The following is a 15,711-nucleotide window of genomic DNA, read 5'->3' as shown; positions in this document are numbered from 1 at the left end:
GCAAAATGCGGGCTAGAGCTTCTGCCGCAGTTCATCGAGCTTGCGGATGCAAATTTCGATCTCGGATTTGAGCGCGATGACATCCGCCGGTTTGGACGTGGCGCCGCGGGCCAAAACGCCGGCTTCAAGTTCAGCGATGGCGCGTTGAAGCCGGTTGAGGGCGGATGTGGGCATGGAAAGATCTCCGGCTTTGGGCGCTGGCGCAATGATAGCACGATGGGGATTTGCTTAACGCGCGACACGTGTCCGCGTAAAGACAGGGTCTCTACGCCGCCGCACGCGAGATAAATTGTCCACCGCTAGAGTCCGCAGGGGTTGTCGTTTGCGGCATGTTGAGGCATTGGTTTTGGTCGTGGTCCCGTAGCTCAGCAGGATAGAGCATCAGATTCCTAATCTGAGGGTCGCGCGTTCGAATCGCGCCGGGATCACCATTTCTTTTCCCGCCATTCAGTAGATCGCGGCTTCCCGCATCGAAAGCATGCCTATGGGTGAGACCGTTATCGCATCGCAAGTGGCGTCGGGGAACGGTAGCGATGTGATGGCGTCTGCGGAAAGCGGTGGCGCGACGGCAACCGTATAGCCTGGTGAACCCGAAGCCGGATCGCAGCCCGAGGACACAGAAACTGCAAACCATGCCTGCGCGTTCGATGCCGAGAGCGTTACGGGCAGCGGCGGGCCCGCGAATGTGATGTAACTTCCGGTGGTCGAATAGACCGGTACCGTCCATTGCGTAACGCCGTTTGAATCGGTGGCCGTGATCGCGGGATAACCGAGCAGACGACAGGATGCGTCACCCGTATAGGTCAGAGTATAAACCTCGGTCGATTTGGACATGCCCGCGTCGCCAAGGCCACTATCGGCGATCGTCAGTTCGCCACTTGTGCAGGTGGGCATATCGGCATCGTAATACGCGGCGAGATCGGCAATGTCGGTCAGCCGCTGAGCCAGGACCCGTTCGATACAGCTCGCGCGGGCGGCGGTCCCGGCCGGACAGTTATTGACGAATTGAGGAAAGGCCAGTTGGTGGGCAGTGAAGGCCGATTGCCAGTCATCGGGAAGCTGGGCGGCAAGCGCATCGCCTTGCGATTTGATATCCCTGACGCTCTCCACCCACTCGGAATTCGAGCAGATCAGCTGCGCATAACCAGGATTGTCCGCCGTCGTGGTATCGGCCGTGCTGCAATCGGGAACGAGCGGGATCGTATCCTGAGCGAAGATTTCCGGGGCAGTGAAGCCGGTGAGGGTCAGTGCGATCAGGGTCAGACAGCGGAAAACAGGCATTGTGAAATCCTTCTCGCTTATTTGACCGTCAGGGACGATTGGGCGAGCGTGGTCAGCGCTTCGATCCGGTTCCGATAGGCCGTTGCAAGACAGGCGACGGCGCCACCGCACGGGTTGCGGGTACCGTCGATCCATGCGCCCTGGCTGGACTTCAAACTCTCGGAAAGCGAGGAACCCGCTGGGGCGATAGCTTCGAGGAGCGCATAGTTGGCCGCCATTCGAACGTCGAGCGCGCCCAATTGCGGCGTGTTGCAAATGGCCCATTCGGTATCGGTGCGGGCTTTTGGGCAATCGAAGCTCGCGACTTGGGCGACAGCCGGGCTGGCCGCGAGCGCTCCTGTCAAAACCAGCACGCATAGGCCCGATTTGACCATATCCATCTTTTTCTCTCCGATGGTTCGGTTCCGAAGGTGTATTGTTCCCTTGTAGCGTGCATTGCTTCGTCCGGCCAAGTTGTCGGAATGACGCTTGGCATATGCACTAGAAATTCCCCGCTGCGCTTTCTTTGACGTAAATCGGCACAATTGCGTGTCGCTCGTGTGACCGCAGGGATGATTTTTGCCGCAATTGCGTGCACAGTAGACATGGCTGCGTCGTTTAAGGAGCGGCAGGCTCGTATATGGAATGGTGCGCCTTACGCTTTTATAGGATAGAGGCTAGGGGCCTGTGAACACGAAGGGATAGGGGTTTGATTTTGCATAAATCGTTCAATGCCAAGTGTTTCCCCCAAGCGCAGGGGCACCCCTTCGCAAGGGGAAACGCGCAGGCAGTGGACAATTTATGCAAACCCCTCCGGGTGGGTCATGGTCCGGCCCCTTGTCGCGAAAAATCCCGCTTGCAGGCAACAGCCTGCGGCGCGTAATTTTCCACGAAAGTCGCTCGGACTATGGCGCGTCAAACCCCTATCCCTTCGTGTTAACAGGCCCTGATATTTGCTCGATCGGTTACTTGTGATAGTTCTCGGCCTCGCCACGCTCTGGACATTGCCGGCGCACGCGCAGATTTGCGCAGCGCTGACGCCCGGGCCGAGCGCGCGCGTCGTTTCGATCTCCGATGGGGATACCGTGGACCTCGATACCGGGCTGACCGTCCGGCTCGTGGGGATGCAGGCGCCCAAATTGCCACTCGGACGAGACGGGTTTGAGGCCTGGCCTTTGGGCGAGGAGGCGAAAACCGCGCTTGCGGACCTCGTCCTGGGCGAAACCGTAAGGCTTTATTATGGTGGAGAAACCAGGGACCGGCACGGACGGGCGCTGGCGCATCTTTTCATCGATGGCTCGGATGGACCGGTCTGGGTGCAAGGCGAGATGCTCGCAAACGGATTGGCGCGGGTGTATTCGTTCCCTGACAACCGCAGCTGCCTTGCCGAGCTTTACGCAGCCGAACGGATCGGACGCGCGGAAGGTCTCGGGATCTGGCAGGACACCTATTACGCCTTACAGGACGCCACCGACGTCACCACCCTGCTGGACCGCGTGGGCGGCTACGAACTCGTCGAGGGACGAGTTCTCAACGCCGACAAGGTGGGCAGTCGCGTCTATCTTAATTTTGGGCGCTACTGGAAGGAGGACTTCACCGTTGTGATCGAGGAGGGCGGATTGCGCGTTTTCCAATCGGCGGATATCGATCCTCTGGCGCTCGAAGGGCGACTGATCCGGGTGCGGGGCTGGATCGAAAGCCATGACGGACCCCGGATAGACGTGACCCACCCCGAACAGATCGAGATTTTGGGCCAATGATGAGCGGGTTTCCAATATCCCGGCGCCAGTTCCTCCTGGGCGGCACGGCCCTATTCACCGTATCGCTTTCGGGTTGCGTAGGGCTTTTGAGCGGCTCGGATATCGCGACGCGGCAGACCGCAGGCACGGCGCCGGCCGTCCCTGCGGGGACCGATCCGGACGACGCTGTCATCGGTTTGCGCGAACACCCGCGCATCATTGCCAATTACGGCGGGATATACGAGTACCGCAAGGCCGAGGTGATGCTCGCGCGCATGGTGTCGCGGCTGCTGGCCGCCGCCGGACAGCCGGACACGCAATTCACCGTCACAATTCTCGACTCCTCCGAGGTCAACGCTTTCGCGTTGCCGGGCGGATATATCTATGTGACGCGCGGCATTCTCGCGCTCGCCAACGACAAGAGCGAACTCGCCGCCGTGATCGCGCACGAGATCGCGCATGTGATCCTGCGGCACGCGCGGGCGCGCTCGAACCGGGTCCGGACCTCAGAGATCGTCGATCGCGTGGTGACCGGTATCCTGGGCGGGGTGATCGACCCCAACGAAACCGCGCAACGATCGGCGGAATCGCTTGCCGCGTTCTCCCAGCGCCAGGAACTCGAGGCCGACAAGGAAGGCATCAAGATCGCGGCGCGCGCCGGGTACGATCCGCACGCCGCCGCGCGATTCCTCACCGCGATGGGCCGGTTCGCGCAATTCGTCTCAACGCCGGGAATGGGCGCGGACTTCCTGTCCTCGCATCCCTCGACACCCGACCGTATCCAGCGCGCCGTCGAGGCAGCGCGCGAATATGGAGCGCCAGGGACCGGGACCACCGATCGGGAGGGCTATCTCCAAGCGATCGACGGAATGGATTTCGGCGACAATACGCGGCAGGGTGCAATCGTAGGCAAACGCTATGTCAACGCGGCGCGCGAGATCACCTTCGAGGTGCCCAGCGCCTACGAGCTGCAGATTTCCAACGCGGCAGTTGTGGCGGTAGCCGGGGATGGCGCGGCGCTGCGGTTCGATAGCGCGTCGGTACAGCCGGGCGTCACGCTTGCCGATTATCTGCGCTCAGGCTGGATCGCCGGGTTGATGCCCGAAACGGTCACCACGCAGACCGTCAACGGCATCGAGATGGCCTCGGGGCGGGCGCAGACCGACCAGTGGTATTTCCACGTCACCGTGGCCCGAATCGGCGAGGACGTCTACCGCTTCATCTTTGCTGGAAAAGAGGATACAGCAGCTTTCCGCCGGGATGCGGAACGCACCGTTGCAAGCTTCCGCCGCACGCGGACGAGCGATTTGTCCTCGATCCGCAAGGCCAAACTCGAGCTCGTTACCGCGCGCTCGGGCGACACGGCGAATGCTCTGGCACGGCGGATGAGCGCGCTCAATCGCGGGCGCGAACTCTTTCTGGTGCTCAACAATCTGCTGCCGGGGGATCCGGTAGAGGTTGGCGCATCGTACAAGGTGGTCGAAGTGGTTTAATGCGGCCCTGAACGGTGTACGCGCAAAAAAGCCGGCCCCAACGGACCGGCTTTTTCAAATAGACAGCAGCAGCGTTTTACGCCGCGGCTTCCTCGGGGCCCGCCTCGTCGGCCTTGGCGGCAGCGCGGCGCGGGCTCTTGTTGAGGTTTTTGGTAATGAGCTTGACCGCTTCGGTCAGCGTAAGCTTGTTGACTGCAGCGATTTCACGGCTCATCCGATCCATGGCCTGCTCGAAGAGCTGACGCTCGGAATAGGATTGCTCGGGCTGGTCCTCGGACCGGTACAGGTCGCGCACAACCTCGGAAATCGAATTGAGATCGCCCGAATTGATCTTCGCCTCATATTCCTGGGCACGGCGGCTCCACATGGTGCGTTTGACGCGCGCCCGGCCGGATACGGTCTCCAGAGCCTTGGCGACGGCTTCAGGCTCGGCCAGCTTGCGCATGCCGACGGATTTGATTTTGGCAACGGGCACGCGCAGCGTCAGTTTGTCCTGCTCGAAGGAGATAACGAAAAGCTCGAGCGAAAGGCCCGCGACTTCCTGCTCTTCGATCGACTGGATCAGGCCGACACCGTGCGCGGGATAGACGATGTACTCACCGGTCTTGAAACCCGCACGCTGCGTGGTCTTTTTAGTTGCCATATTGGGCTACTCCTGTTGACGCCTCGATGGCCGCGCCTGGTGCGCGTACCATTCTCTCTTACGCGATCGGCCTCTTTTGGGGGCCGTTTCAGTCGTAAGTCACCCCGGCCCGGCTCCGATTTCTCCGGTCCGCTGAGTTTCTCACTCATCTGTCACAAAAAAATGCCCCCTCGCGGGGCACACGGGTTCGACAAAAGCAGGCTCACAACTGATTGTGGACACAATACCACAGTTTCATGACGAAATCAAAATGCGTGATTCTACATCAAAAACCGTACCGGCCGGGCCTGTTGCCGGGCCGGTTCGAACCTTCCCTCATATCGTGTCGGCGCGCCTCTGTTTCAAGGCCACTTGAATTAATCGCCTTCGCCGGGCGCCTCGGAGAAGTACTTCTCGAACTTGCCTTCAACCCCGTCGAATTCCTTCGCGTCGGGCGGCTCGGGCTTCTTTTCGGTGATATTGGGCCAGCTTTCGGAATACTTGGCATTGACCTCGAGCCATTTGTCGAGGCCGCCCTCGGTATCGGGCTTGATGGCCTCGGCGGGACATTCAGGCTCACACACCCCGCAGTCGATGCACTCGTCGGGATGGATCACCAGCATGTTCTCACCTTCGTAAAAACAGTCCACCGGACAGACCTCGACGCAGTCTGTATATTTGCACTTGATGCAATTGTCGGTGACGACATAGGTCATAGTGAACGTCCTAGGGCCTGTTAACACTTATAGACAGGGGTTTGACGAGCCATGGTCCGAGAACCTTTCGTGGAAAATCCCGCGCCGTGGACAAATGTCCACAAGCGGGATTTTCCGCGACAAGGGGCCAGACCATGGCTCGCCCGAAGGTTTTGCATAAATCGTCCACTGCCGGCGCGTTTCCCCTTGCCAAGGGAAGCCCCTTGGCTGCGGGAAAACACTTGCCATTGAACGATTTATGCAAAATCAAACCCCTGTCTATAAGTGTTAACAGGCCCTGGAAGCTGGCGGTTATGGCGTGAGGGCCGAGCAGACCGGTTGCTAAACGGTTTTGCGGCCTACATCAAGACCGCTTTATGCCAAGATGACCGCTGCAAAACGGATCAGCTTTGCGGGGTAACGCGGCGTTGGCAGCATCAGTTTCTCTAGTGCCCCGCTTCATCCAAATTGACAGGCGTCAGCCTGCCGATTTGGATGAAGGACACGGGGTCATGGCCGTGCCTCAAAACTGGTCCTTGGCCCTTCTTAAAGCCCCGAAGACTTCCACCGGGTCTGCGCCCTGAAGCCCCATCCGGCCAGCAAGCGCCTCGGTATCCGCCCTCAGGAACGGATTGGCCGCGATCTCGTCGCCCAGCCGCGCGGGGATGGTTGGCAACCCGCTTTCGATCTGGCCCTTCGCTTCCTCGGCCCGCGCGATCAGCGACTCGTTGGAAGGGTCGACGCTCAACGCGAATTTGGCGTTGGCGAGCGTATATTCATGCCCGCAATAGACCGCTGTTTGCGGGTCGAGTGCCTTGAGCCGTTTGAGCCCCGCCCACATCGGCTCCGGCGTGCCCTCGAACATCCGTCCCACCCCGAGCGAAAACAGCGCATCGCCTGAAAACAGCGCCTTCTCCTCCGGCGCGTGATAGGCAATGTGCCCCAAAGTATGTCCGGGCACGTCGATGACCTCGAATGAGAGCGCCCCCACGCTTATCCGATCGCCGCCCGAAACCAGCTCATCGAGGCCCTCGATCTTGTCGGCTTCGCCCCTTGGGCCGACAACCCGCGCACCGAACCGTGCCTTGAGAGGGCCGATGGCCTCTGTGTGGTCGCCGTGATGATGCGTTACGAGAATATCGCTCAGCGTCCAGCCATGCGCGGCAAGCGCATCGAGAATGGCCTTTTCTTCCGGAGCGTCGATAGCCGCCGTCCGTCCGGTTTCGCGGTCATGGACCAGATACCCGAAATTGTCCGAACGGGCTGTGAAAACGGCGATTTGCGCGGGCATTTCATATCCTCCCATACTCCATCTCGAAGGCTAGGCACGTCACTCCGCATTGGCAAGCGGAGGCGGGAAATTTGACCTTCGCGCCGGATGCGCCCAAATAGTCGGAGCAATATCCGAACAGGCGGTGCGATGACCCCCGATGTCGATGGCTTGATCCGCTTCTATAAATCCCCGCTGGGCCGGCTCTCGCGGCACCTGATCCGGGAACAGATGAGCGCACTTGCGGGCGATGTCACTGGCAAGCGCATTCTCGGGCTGGGTTTCGCCACGCCCTATCTTCGGGGTGCTCTGGCCGGCGCCGAACGCGTTCTCGCCTTCATGCCCGCGCGCCAGGGCGCGTCGGCATGGCCGCGCGAAGGCCCATCGCATACGGTCCTATGCGACCCCATGGAAATGCCCCTGACCGACTCCGCGGTCGACCTCGTCATTGCCGTCCACGCCATCGAGCACGTCATCGACGCCGAAGAGCTGATGCGCGAGCTCTGGCGCATCTGCGCGTCGGGCGCCGAACTGGTCATTGCGGTGCCCCGCCGGCGCGGCCCGTGGGCGCAATGGGACAACAACCCTTTCGGCTTCGGACGCCCCTATTCGCGCGGCCAGCTCGACGTGCTCCTGCGCGAGCATTCCTTCACCCCGCTCGAATGGCGCGACTGCCTCTACCTGCCTCCAATCAACCGCGCGCCGGTCATCAAATCCGCCCGGCTTTTCGAGCGTACGGGGCGGCTGTTCGGCTCGACCTTCGCGGGCATTCTGTGCGTCAAGGCGCGCAAGGAACAATTCCCCGCCATCGCCCGCCGCAAACGCGTCGCACAGCGCGCCGGCGAACGAGCCCTCTCCCCGCAAACCGCGCGGATTTATTAGGCGGGTGCCAATTGCCTTGCGCTCCGCGCTCCAATATTGTCCGCGCCGATCCAAGCCTTTGAGTTCAAACCATGTCCGACAAGCCAACGCCCCAGCCGGGCATCCTGAAGATTGCGCCCTATGTGCCTGGCCGCGCCGCCGCTCCGGGTGCCAAGCCCGGCATCAAGCTTTCGGCCAACGAGTCGCCCCTGGGCGCAAGCCCGAAGGCTATCGCGGCGTATCGCACCTTCGCCGACAAGCTCGAGATCTACCCTGAGGGCTCCTCGCGCGAATTGCGCGCGGCGCTGGGCGAAGTGCACGGGCTCGATCCAGAGCGGATCGTCGCGGGTGCCGGCTCGGACGAGTTGCTGCACCTTCTGGCCCAAACCTATATCGGGGATGGCGACGAGGCGGTGATGAGCCAATACGGCTTCATGGTCTACCCCATCGTCACCCAAGCAGCGGGCGGCGCGCCGGTCATCGCGCCCGAGACGGACTATTGCGCCGATATCGACGCGCTGATCGGCGCGGTGACGGAAAGGACGAAAATCGTCTTCCTTGCCAATCCCAATAACCCGACCGGTAGCTATCTCAATGCCGCCGCGCTCGCACGCCTGCAGGCTGGCCTGCCCTCCGACGTCCTGCTCGTCATCGACAGTGCCTACGCTGAATACGTCACAGCCGAGGATTACACTGTCGGCATCGAACTGGTCGGCCGTGCGCAAAACGTCGTCATGGTTCGCACTTTTTCCAAAATGGGCCTCGCGGGATTGCGGATCGGCTGGCTCTACGGCCCCGAGCACGTTGTCGATGCCCTCAACCGCATCCGGGGCCCGTTCAATCTCTCGACTCCCGCGCAGGCTGCGGGCGTCGCAGCCGCGCGTGACACCGAATTCACCAAGGCGCTATGCGCTCACAACGCACTCTGGCGCGACTGGCTTACAAAAAAACTCAATTCGAACCGCATCCGCGTCCTGCCCAGCCAGGGCAATTTCATCCTCGCGCTGTTTAGCGACGCCGAAACCGCCACCGCCGCCAATGCCGCGCTGCTCGAAGACGGCCTTGTCGTGCGCGAAATGGGCGGCTACGGGATCGATAACGGCCTGCGCATCTCGATCGGCAGCGCCGCGGCGATGGAGGCAGTCGCCGACTGCCTTGGCAAATTCATGGAAGAGAGATGATTAACCCGCATTTTTCAAACGCCTTACGTCCTGCGTCGGATTTTGGCGCGTCGCATACGGGTACGGAGCGAAAAAGCGTATCGGGCATACGGTTTTTCGCTCCGTGCCCGGAGGCGGCCGCCAAAATTCGATCTGGCGGGCCGGTCCAAAATGGCGACAGAGGGCGTCAGAGCGCTTGCACGTATGTCCAAATACGCACTGCGTTCTCTTCCTGCCCTCTCACCATTTTGGACCGGCGCAGGGCACAAGGAGTTTGAAAAATGCAGGTTAATAAACTTGCCCTCATCGGCATCGGTCTCATCGGCTCTTCGATTGCGCGCGGCGCAAGAGAGAAGGGTCTTGTCCGCACCATCGCCATTGCCACGCGCCGCCCCGAAACGCTGGAGGAAGCGCGCGCGCTGGACCTTGGCGACATCTATACCCTGGACGCCGCCGAGGCAGTCGAGGATGCCGATCTGGTCATCCTGTGTTCGCCTGTGGGCACCTATGAAACACTGATCAAGCAGATCGCACCCCATCTCAAACCCGGCGCCATCCTCTCCGACGTCGGGTCGGTCAAGGCGCATGTCCTCAACGTGATCCGGCCGCACATGCCCCGGGGCGTCCATCTGGTCCCCGGCCACCCGCTGGCCGGCACCGAACATTCCGGTCCTGCCGCCGGTTTCTCCGACCTTTTCGAGGGCCGCTGGTGTGTCCTCACCCCCGAGGACGGCACCGAAAGGCAAGCCATTGAAACGCTGACGCAATTCTGGCAAGGGCTGGGTTCGAGCGTTGAGACGATGAGTGCCGAGCACCACGATCTGGTGCTCGCCATAACGAGCCACGTCCCGCACCTTGTCGCCTACAATATCGTGGGCACGGTGGACGATCTCGAGCAGCACACCAAGTCCGAAGTGATTAAATTCTCCGCCTCGGGCTTCCGCGATTTCACCCGCATCGCCGCTTCCGACCCAATCATGTGGCGCGACGTCTTCCTCACCAATCGCGACGCGGTGCTCGAAATGCTTGGCCGCTTCCTCGAAGACCTGAGCGTCCTCCAGCGCGCGGTCCGCATGGGCGATGGCGAGGCCCTCGAAGCCCTCTTCACCCGCACCCGCGCTATCCGCCGCTCGATTATCGAAGCCGGCCAGGAAACCGACGCACCCGATTTCGGACGTGTGCATGGGACGGGCAAGCCGGGGGAATAGGCGCGCGGCTGTGACGGCGCGTTCAGAACACCGGCGCCAGCCCCATCACCGGGATGAGCCCCACAAACACCGTGCCCCCGCGCACTGAAATGCTCTGCCGGTAGACGCCCTCCGCGTCGGGCGTACCGGTTAAAAGCGGTGCGCGCGGATCGTTCTGAAGCATGTCGATCCGGTCGATGACGCCTTCGGATGCCAGGTCCAGGCTGGCATCGATCTGCCCGGTCTCGCTGACACTGCCTTCGCCCGTAGCGTCGATCGTCATGCCGTCGGCTTCGAGCGAAAGGTCCCGCAGCGTCGCCACGCCGCCATTACCGGCCCAGATGCGCATGAAATCCGGATGCCCCCAAAGCGCCATGGGCGGCATGCCCGAGAGCCGTGCGTCGATATCGCCGGTGGCGCCAGCGATTTCGAGCGGTGCCGAATTGCCGTCTTCGAACGAAAAATAGACGTCTATGACATTGCCCAGCATGTCCGCTTGCGTTTCGACCGCCGCATCGAGCACATGGAACTCCGCGTGCCCCGCATCGGCATAGGTCACATCGCCGAAGAGTGCGTCGGCGTAAACAAGGTCATCACCAACGATCGATAGCCGTTCGATCTCTCCACCTTCAAGCCGCAGGCTGGCCCGCAAATTCGACCAGCGCACCTCCTGCTCGGAGCCGGTAAAAGCATCGACGATCAATGCCGGCCCATTGGCGAAAATCTGCATATGGCTGGGCCTGTAAAAGAGCGCGGTTGCCGCCAGATCGGCCAGCCGGATCGTATAGTCGCCCGAGACGATTTCCGCTTCCGTGCAATGGGGGCTGAACTTGAACGGGAATCCGCCGACCTCCAGCCGTGCGCAGGTGAGACGCGGCATGGTGACCCCGTCGGCCTCCGCATAGGCCGCGATATTGGCGCGGACCTGACCGGCAATATAGAACCAACCACCGGTCCAAAGCCCGACGACAGCGAGAATAGCAACGAGCAGAACGATAAAGCGCTTCATGGACCTCTCTTATCGCGCCCAATTGAGGCCGTCATCCGGCAAATTGCCGCCGATGGTCCTGCACCAGAATTTTGACAGGCCACTCCCACTTTAAAAGCACTGGTTTGCCGGGAGGTTGGCATCTCGGTGGGCGACGATTGATGGGCGAACCTGTTGAAACCACCGTGCAACGTCACCAGTCGCGGCAAGGTGCTTTGACGGGCCTGGATTTTGCCGCCATAAGGAGACAAATGAGCACCGACAGCGCTACGCCTTGGGTCTTCGGCTACGGATCGCTGATCTGGCGTCCGGGGTTCCCGTTCGAAACCTCAGATAAAGCCTTGCTGCGCGGCGCGCATCGCAGGCTCTGCGTCATTTCCCACCACCACCGCGGCACGCTCGACAATCCCGGCCTCGTGTTCGGACTCGAGCGCGGCGGCTCGTGCGTGGGCATGGCCTATAAGGTTGCGCGGGAGAACTGGGCCGAGGTACACGCCTATCTGCGCGAACGCGAACAGGTGACCGAGGTCTATCGCGAAACGCTGCGCCCGATTCGTCTCGCGAGCGGGGAGACGGTGACCGCTCTGGTCTATCTCGTCGACCCCACCCATGAGCAATATGCCGGTCGGCTGAGCCTCGCCGAGCAACTCGCACTGGTCCGCAGCGCAAACGGCCTGTCCGGCGCCAACCGCGACTACGTGATCAACACCGCCGAACACCTGACGCGTATGGGGATTCTGGATCGGCCCGTGCTTGAATTGAGCACCATGCTGCAAGCCGAGCGCAAGGCGGGGTAGTGATTCTGCCTAGTCCCTCTGCACAGAGAGTTTGACGGATTGCACGACCTCGCCTCCACTCCGCCGTCATCCTCGCGCTTGACGCGAAACCCCGCAGGCTCGAAGCCACCCGAGCAGGGGTTGGGCGCTTTGAGCTTGCGTGGTGCGCCCGGCTTCTGCTCCGCACGCGGCAGCGTTGCGGGTCCTCGCGTCAAGCGCGAGGATGACGGCGGTGGGAGGGCAGATACGGCGCCAACCCGTCATAATCACTGTGCTCCCCCACTAATGGTATTGGGCTGGCGCGCCTCCCCACACACTGTTGCGGGGCATTCGCGTGAAGCAGTGCCTAGGTTGCGCGGTGCTGCTGGCCCCTCTCCGTCATCCTCGCGCTCGACGCGAGGACCCGCAGCCTTTGCGTCAGGTGGTGAAGGAGTCGTTTCCTTTGAACATAGGCCTCCCGCACCGACTCATCCCCCCTGCCTGCGCAGCGGGCCCTCGTGTCGAGCGCGACGGTGACGGAGCGGGGGAGAGGCAACGCAACTTGCCAAAATCACAGCGCGGAGGCACTAAGCGGCGTTACGCCCCGGATAATGCGGCATGCCCTCGAGATCCCAGACAAGCGTCATGCGGGCAAGTTCATCCTCGGGCGCGGGCATGGAGAGCATCTCGCCGCCCCGCGCCGTAGCGCTGCGGAACCGCGCCCGGCTGGCATGGTCGTCGATGAGGTCGCCAGCAGTTCCCGCCCAGCGAATAACATCGCCAACCGAAAGCAGGTAGATCTTGGCCGGTGCCATCGCCACGGCATCCTCGGCTTCGCGCGTCATCGTATAGCGGCGCCCGGACCGGCCGGTCCACAACACCACCCGCGCCTCGGCGCCCTTCATATTCGCTATGTTGTCATGCCTATTGATCATGGCCACCCTCACACGGCCTTGTCCAAACCGCGCCGGCCAGAACCTTCGCGTCCACTGGCCGAGCCTTCACTCACACACATTCTCAACCAACCCGGCTGAAAGAACAAAATTAGAACAAATGCATTTAAAAGTCAACGCGTCTGCGCGAGCAGAAAAGCGGACGCATCTGCTTTTGTCAACATATTGTGGTTTTAATTAGGGTAACTACCAAGGATAGCATCAGGCAAGATGGTCGCCGATCTTCGCCTCGAGTTCGGAAATCCGGTTCCTGAGGCGCGGCGAGATCGGCCGCGCGATGCCTTTGCGTACATCTTCGAGGATCATCCGGTCTGTCTCTGCCTCGATCGTTTCGATCAATCGCTTCTGGAATTCCGCCGCGGGAAGCCCCGGTTCGATCGCCGGCAGGATGTGGGCCCGCGCCTTGCCCGGCCACAGAACGAGGTTGTTGCGCCCCCAATAGAGCCCAGATGTCAGCGCGACGGGCACCACCGGCACGCCGAGCGCCTCATACATCTTGGCGACGCCCGAGCGGTAAGCCGGCTCGGCCAGCGGCGGGCGGCGCGTCCCTTCGGGAAAGATGATCACGCGGCAACCGCGTTCCAGGCGCTCCGCGGCGCTGGCCATCATGTCGGGGAGCGCATCCTTGCCCTTCTTGCGGTCGACGGGGATGGTATCGATCCATTTGGCCGCCCAGCCGAACAGAGGGATATCCAGAAGCTCCTTCTTGGCGATGAAGGCAGGGTGTCCCGTATGGGGCAGGATGGCGAAGATATCCCAATCCGATTGGTGCTTGGAGGCGATGATACAGCCGCCCTCGGGGATATTCTCACCCCCGGTCACCTCAGTCCGGATCCCCACGATCCAGCGAAGGAAAAAGAGATTCGCATTGTTCCAGTACTGCCCGATGGCCCAGCCCTGCGCCTTGAGGCCGGGCGTCAGCTTCGCCATCAGCCCCACAATGATCGCGAGCGGGATCGTGTGGAGAAAAAAGACGACATAGAACAGCGTCGAGCGAATGGCCTGTACGATCATGTCCCGGCCTCTCCGCCGACTTTGTCCTGTAAGAGCCCAACCGAAAACCCGCCTGGGCCGGGCCCGAGCGGTTCTCTCAAGCGATTTGCGACAGATAGCGCCGTACCGTCAAGCGCGAGGTAATAGCGGTAAGCCCGGCAATCACCAGCACCACGCCGACAATCCCCAAAAGCCCGCTGATCCCCAGCGCAAACTGCCCGAAGAGTACGCCCAATTGCTGCGACGACGTCTCGGGCATCACAGCACTCATAGCGGCGCTCACGACGATGAAAAAGACGATCGCCGCCAGCCCGCCAACCACGCCGCCCTTGAGCCCGATCAGGAGGAACCGCCCCTGGAACTCGCCGGCGATGAACCGGTTCGACGCGCCGATGAAATGCAGCACGTCGACGATCTCGCGATTGGTCGCCATGGTCCCGCGCGTGGCAAAAACGATCGCCAGCGCGGTCGCGAGCAGAATAAGCCCCAGGCTCAGAACGCCCGAAACGACGATGGTTCCCGCCATGGTGTTGAGCTGAATACGCCACGCCGCGTGCGTCTCGACGCTTGCCCCCGAAATCCCCGCGATCTCGCTTTCGAGCCGCCCGACATCGACCGCCGCAGGATCGGACAACCGCACCACGACGAGCCGCGGAATCGCAAGGTCGGTGAGGTCGATCCCCTCGCCCAGCCACGGCTCAAGCAGCGCCTGGCTTTCCTCGAGCGTGAGCGCCCGCGCGCTGTCCACCCCCGGAATGGCCTCGGCCAGCGAGATCGCCAGCCGGACGTTGGAATCGAGCACCTCCCCGTCGAGCGGGCGGATCTGGATCGTCAGCTCCCGCCCCACATCCGCCGACCACCCGAGCGCCGATTTCTGCACGAGCAGCACGCCCCCGAAGGTGACGCAGGAGAGAAACGTCATGATGCCGATCAGCAGCATCAGCGTGCGCCCCGCCACCGATCCGGCAGGAACGATCGGGTTCTGCCGCGGCCAATTGAGTCTCAGCCCGCCCTCACTCATGGATCGTCAGCTCCCCGTCATTGAGGAGCATGCGCGGGTGATCGAACTTTTCGAGAAGGCCCACTTCATGCGTGGCCAGGATCACCGTCGTCCCCATCTTGTTGAGTTCGGCGAAAAGATGCAGCAGCCGCTCGGACAGTTCGGGATCCACATTCCCCGTCGGCTCGTCCGCCAGAAGGATGTCCGGCTTGCCGATCACGGCCCGCGCGATGGCCGCGCGCTGTTTTTCCCCGCCCGAAAGCACCTCTGGGTGCGCGTCCATCCGGTCCCCGAGCCCCACCCAATCGAGCAATTCCTCGACATTGGCACGATAGCTCGCCTCGTTCTGCCCGCGCACGCGCAAAGGCAGCGCGACGTTCTCGAACGTCGTCATGTGCTCGAGCAGGCGGAATTCCTGGAAGACGATCCCGATATGCCGCCGCATCTGCAACAGCCGGTCGCGGTCGAGCCGCATGACGTCCTCGCCGAACATCGAGACTGTTCCGCGAGAAGGCTTGAGCGACAGGAGCAATAGCCGCAACAGCGACGTCTTACCCGACCCCGACGGCCCGGTGAGGAAGTGGAACGAGCCCGGTGAAATCTTGAAAGTCAGGTCCTTCAGGATCTCCGGCCCATGCCCGTAGCGCAGCCCGACATTTTCGAACGCGATCAAACCGCCACTCTCCGAATCACTTGCATTTCGCCATACTAGCAATCATCCCGTTCCCATGGCGG

General features: G+C 61.8%; 17 protein-coding genes and 1 tRNA gene. 7 read left to right on the top strand and 11 right to left on the bottom strand.

What is annotated here, in order from left to right; translation table 11 throughout:
- Positions 1-12 precede the first annotated feature (12 nt).
- Positions 13-174 carry a hypothetical protein gene (locus LG281_RS13940; RefSeq protein WP_404401697.1) on the bottom strand — a complete coding sequence of 54 codons (162 nt, stop codon included), beginning with the start codon at positions 172-174 and terminating at the stop codon, positions 13-15.
- A gap of 180 nt (positions 175-354) precedes the next feature.
- On the opposite strand from LG281_RS13940, the gene LG281_RS13935 reads away from it, so the two are divergent.
- A tRNA-Arg gene (locus tag LG281_RS13935) sits at positions 355-431 on the top strand.
- 16 nt (positions 432-447) lie between these two features.
- On the opposite strand, the gene LG281_RS13930 is transcribed toward LG281_RS13935, so the two are convergent.
- Together LG281_RS13930 and LG281_RS13925 are read right to left on the bottom strand one after the other, a co-directional pair.
- Complete coding sequence (locus LG281_RS13930; RefSeq protein ID WP_404401694.1) at positions 448-1,281, bottom strand: DUF4232 domain-containing protein; 834 nt, start codon at positions 1,279-1,281, stop codon at positions 448-450.
- A gap of 17 nt (positions 1,282-1,298) precedes the next feature.
- Entirely contained in the window at positions 1,299-1,661 is a 363-nt protein-coding gene (locus LG281_RS13925) for a lysozyme inhibitor LprI family protein (protein ID WP_404401692.1), read from the bottom strand.
- Between the two features lie 570 nt (positions 1,662-2,231).
- Here LG281_RS13925 and LG281_RS13920 point away from each other — a divergent pair.
- Together LG281_RS13920 and LG281_RS13915 are read left to right on the top strand one after the other, a co-directional pair.
- Positions 2,232-3,020, top strand: a complete 789-nt coding sequence (locus tag LG281_RS13920) for a thermonuclease family protein (RefSeq protein WP_404401690.1) — start codon at positions 2,232-2,234, stop codon at positions 3,018-3,020.
- Positions 3,017-4,492 (top strand): M48 family metalloprotease, encoded by a 1,476-nt coding sequence (locus tag LG281_RS13915; protein WP_404401688.1) that lies wholly within the window; start codon positions 3,017-3,019, stop codon positions 4,490-4,492. Before LG281_RS13920 ends, LG281_RS13915 begins: the two co-directional genes overlap by 4 nt.
- 76 nt (positions 4,493-4,568) lie before the next feature.
- On the opposite strand, the gene LG281_RS13910 is transcribed toward LG281_RS13915, so the two are convergent.
- The 3 genes from LG281_RS13910 to gloB all read right to left on the bottom strand — a co-directional run bounded on the left by LG281_RS13910 (position 4,569) and on the right by gloB (position 7,100).
- A complete protein-coding gene (locus LG281_RS13910; protein ID WP_404401686.1) occupies positions 4,569-5,135 on the bottom strand; it encodes a CarD family transcriptional regulator in 567 nt (188 codons plus the stop codon).
- A 356-nt stretch (positions 5,136-5,491) separates the two neighbouring features.
- Positions 5,492-5,830: a ferredoxin FdxA gene (gene fdxA / locus LG281_RS13905; protein WP_404401684.1), complete on the bottom strand. Its 339-nt coding sequence runs from the start codon at positions 5,828-5,830 to the stop codon at positions 5,492-5,494.
- A 502-nt stretch (positions 5,831-6,332) separates the two neighbouring features.
- Positions 6,333-7,100 (bottom strand): hydroxyacylglutathione hydrolase, encoded by a 768-nt coding sequence (gene gloB / locus LG281_RS13900; RefSeq protein WP_404401682.1) that lies wholly within the window; start codon positions 7,098-7,100, stop codon positions 6,333-6,335.
- A 129-nt stretch (positions 7,101-7,229) separates the two neighbouring features.
- On the opposite strand from gloB, the gene LG281_RS13895 reads away from it, so the two are divergent.
- The 3 genes from LG281_RS13895 (at position 7,230) to LG281_RS13885 (ending at position 10,308) form a co-directional block, all read left to right on the top strand.
- Entirely contained in the window at positions 7,230-7,961 is a 732-nt protein-coding gene (locus tag LG281_RS13895) for a methyltransferase domain-containing protein (protein ID WP_404401680.1), read from the top strand.
- A gap of 71 nt (positions 7,962-8,032) precedes the next feature.
- Positions 8,033-9,121 (top strand): histidinol-phosphate transaminase, encoded by a 1,089-nt coding sequence (hisC, locus tag LG281_RS13890; RefSeq protein WP_404401678.1) that lies wholly within the window; start codon positions 8,033-8,035, stop codon positions 9,119-9,121.
- A 260-nt stretch (positions 9,122-9,381) separates the two neighbouring features.
- Complete coding sequence (locus LG281_RS13885) at positions 9,382-10,308, top strand: prephenate/arogenate dehydrogenase family protein (RefSeq protein WP_404401676.1); 927 nt, start codon at positions 9,382-9,384, stop codon at positions 10,306-10,308.
- A gap of 22 nt (positions 10,309-10,330) precedes the next feature.
- Here the strand turns inward: LG281_RS13885 and LG281_RS13880 are convergent, their stop codons facing one another.
- Positions 10,331-11,296: a DUF2125 domain-containing protein gene (locus LG281_RS13880; RefSeq protein ID WP_404401674.1), complete on the bottom strand. Its 966-nt coding sequence runs from the start codon at positions 11,294-11,296 to the stop codon at positions 10,331-10,333.
- Positions 11,297-11,526: 230 nt separating this feature from the next.
- Here LG281_RS13880 and LG281_RS13875 point away from each other — a divergent pair, with 230 nt between their 5' ends.
- Positions 11,527-12,072, top strand: a complete 546-nt coding sequence (locus LG281_RS13875) for a gamma-glutamylcyclotransferase (protein WP_404401672.1) — start codon at positions 11,527-11,529, stop codon at positions 12,070-12,072.
- 545 nt (positions 12,073-12,617) lie between these two features.
- Here LG281_RS13875 and LG281_RS13870 read toward each other — a convergent pair.
- The 4 genes from LG281_RS13870 to ftsE form a co-directional block, all read right to left on the bottom strand.
- The gene (locus LG281_RS13870) at positions 12,618-12,965 is read right to left on the bottom strand and encodes a hypothetical protein (protein ID WP_404401670.1); all 348 of its coding nucleotides are present in this window, start codon (positions 12,963-12,965) and stop codon (positions 12,618-12,620) included.
- Between the two features lie 219 nt (positions 12,966-13,184).
- Positions 13,185-13,997 (bottom strand): lysophospholipid acyltransferase family protein, encoded by an 813-nt coding sequence (locus LG281_RS13865; RefSeq protein ID WP_404401668.1) that lies wholly within the window; start codon positions 13,995-13,997, stop codon positions 13,185-13,187.
- Positions 13,998-14,073: 76 nt separating this feature from the next.
- The gene (locus LG281_RS13860; RefSeq protein WP_404401666.1) at positions 14,074-14,997 is read right to left on the bottom strand and encodes a cell division protein FtsX; all 924 of its coding nucleotides are present in this window, start codon (positions 14,995-14,997) and stop codon (positions 14,074-14,076) included.
- Complete coding sequence (gene ftsE, locus LG281_RS13855) at positions 14,990-15,649, bottom strand: cell division ATP-binding protein FtsE (protein WP_404401664.1); 660 nt, start codon at positions 15,647-15,649, stop codon at positions 14,990-14,992. The genes LG281_RS13860 and ftsE overlap by 8 nt, the downstream gene beginning before the upstream one ends.
- Positions 15,650-15,711 lie beyond the last annotated feature (62 nt).

Origin of the sequence: Pelagibacterium halotolerans (genome assembly GCF_044811015.1) — a bacterium.
GTDB classification, from domain to species: Bacteria; Pseudomonadota; Alphaproteobacteria; order Rhizobiales; family Devosiaceae; genus Pelagibacterium; species Pelagibacterium halotolerans_A.
Note: the sequence above shows the minus strand (reverse complement) of the source record. Positions and strands in the feature narration are given on the sequence as shown.

Excerpts from the sequence above, each read along its gene's own strand:
- LG281_RS13865 (WP_404401668.1), bottom strand. The coding sequence starts at position 13,997 with ATGATCGTACAGGCCATTCGCTCGACGCTGTTCTATGTCGTCTTTTTT.
- LG281_RS13870 (WP_404401670.1), bottom strand. The coding sequence starts at position 12,965 with ATGATCAATAGGCATGACAACATAGCGAATATGAAGGGCGCCGAGGCG.
- LG281_RS13915 (WP_404401688.1), top strand. The coding sequence starts at position 3,017 with ATGATGAGCGGGTTTCCAATATCCCGGCGCCAGTTCCTCCTGGGCGGC.
- LG281_RS13885 (WP_404401676.1), top strand. The coding sequence starts at position 9,382 with ATGCAGGTTAATAAACTTGCCCTCATCGGCATCGGTCTCATCGGCTCT.
- LG281_RS13880 (WP_404401674.1), bottom strand. The coding sequence starts at position 11,296 with ATGAAGCGCTTTATCGTTCTGCTCGTTGCTATTCTCGCTGTCGTCGGG.
- LG281_RS13875 (WP_404401672.1), top strand. The coding sequence starts at position 11,527 with ATGAGCACCGACAGCGCTACGCCTTGGGTCTTCGGCTACGGATCGCTG.
- gloB (WP_404401682.1), bottom strand. The coding sequence starts at position 7,100 with ATGCCCGCGCAAATCGCCGTTTTCACAGCCCGTTCGGACAATTTCGGG.
- LG281_RS13925 (WP_404401692.1), bottom strand. The coding sequence starts at position 1,661 with ATGGATATGGTCAAATCGGGCCTATGCGTGCTGGTTTTGACAGGAGCG.
- LG281_RS13940 (WP_404401697.1), bottom strand. The coding sequence starts at position 174 with ATGCCCACATCCGCCCTCAACCGGCTTCAACGCGCCATCGCTGAACTT.
- LG281_RS13910 (WP_404401686.1), bottom strand. The coding sequence starts at position 5,135 with ATGGCAACTAAAAAGACCACGCAGCGTGCGGGTTTCAAGACCGGTGAG.
- LG281_RS13930 (WP_404401694.1), bottom strand. The coding sequence starts at position 1,281 with ATGCCTGTTTTCCGCTGTCTGACCCTGATCGCACTGACCCTCACCGGC.
- LG281_RS13895 (WP_404401680.1), top strand. The coding sequence starts at position 7,230 with ATGACCCCCGATGTCGATGGCTTGATCCGCTTCTATAAATCCCCGCTG.
- hisC (WP_404401678.1), top strand. The coding sequence starts at position 8,033 with ATGTCCGACAAGCCAACGCCCCAGCCGGGCATCCTGAAGATTGCGCCC.
- fdxA (WP_404401684.1), bottom strand. The coding sequence starts at position 5,830 with ATGACCTATGTCGTCACCGACAATTGCATCAAGTGCAAATATACAGAC.
- LG281_RS13860 (WP_404401666.1), bottom strand. The coding sequence starts at position 14,997 with ATGAGTGAGGGCGGGCTGAGACTCAATTGGCCGCGGCAGAACCCGATC.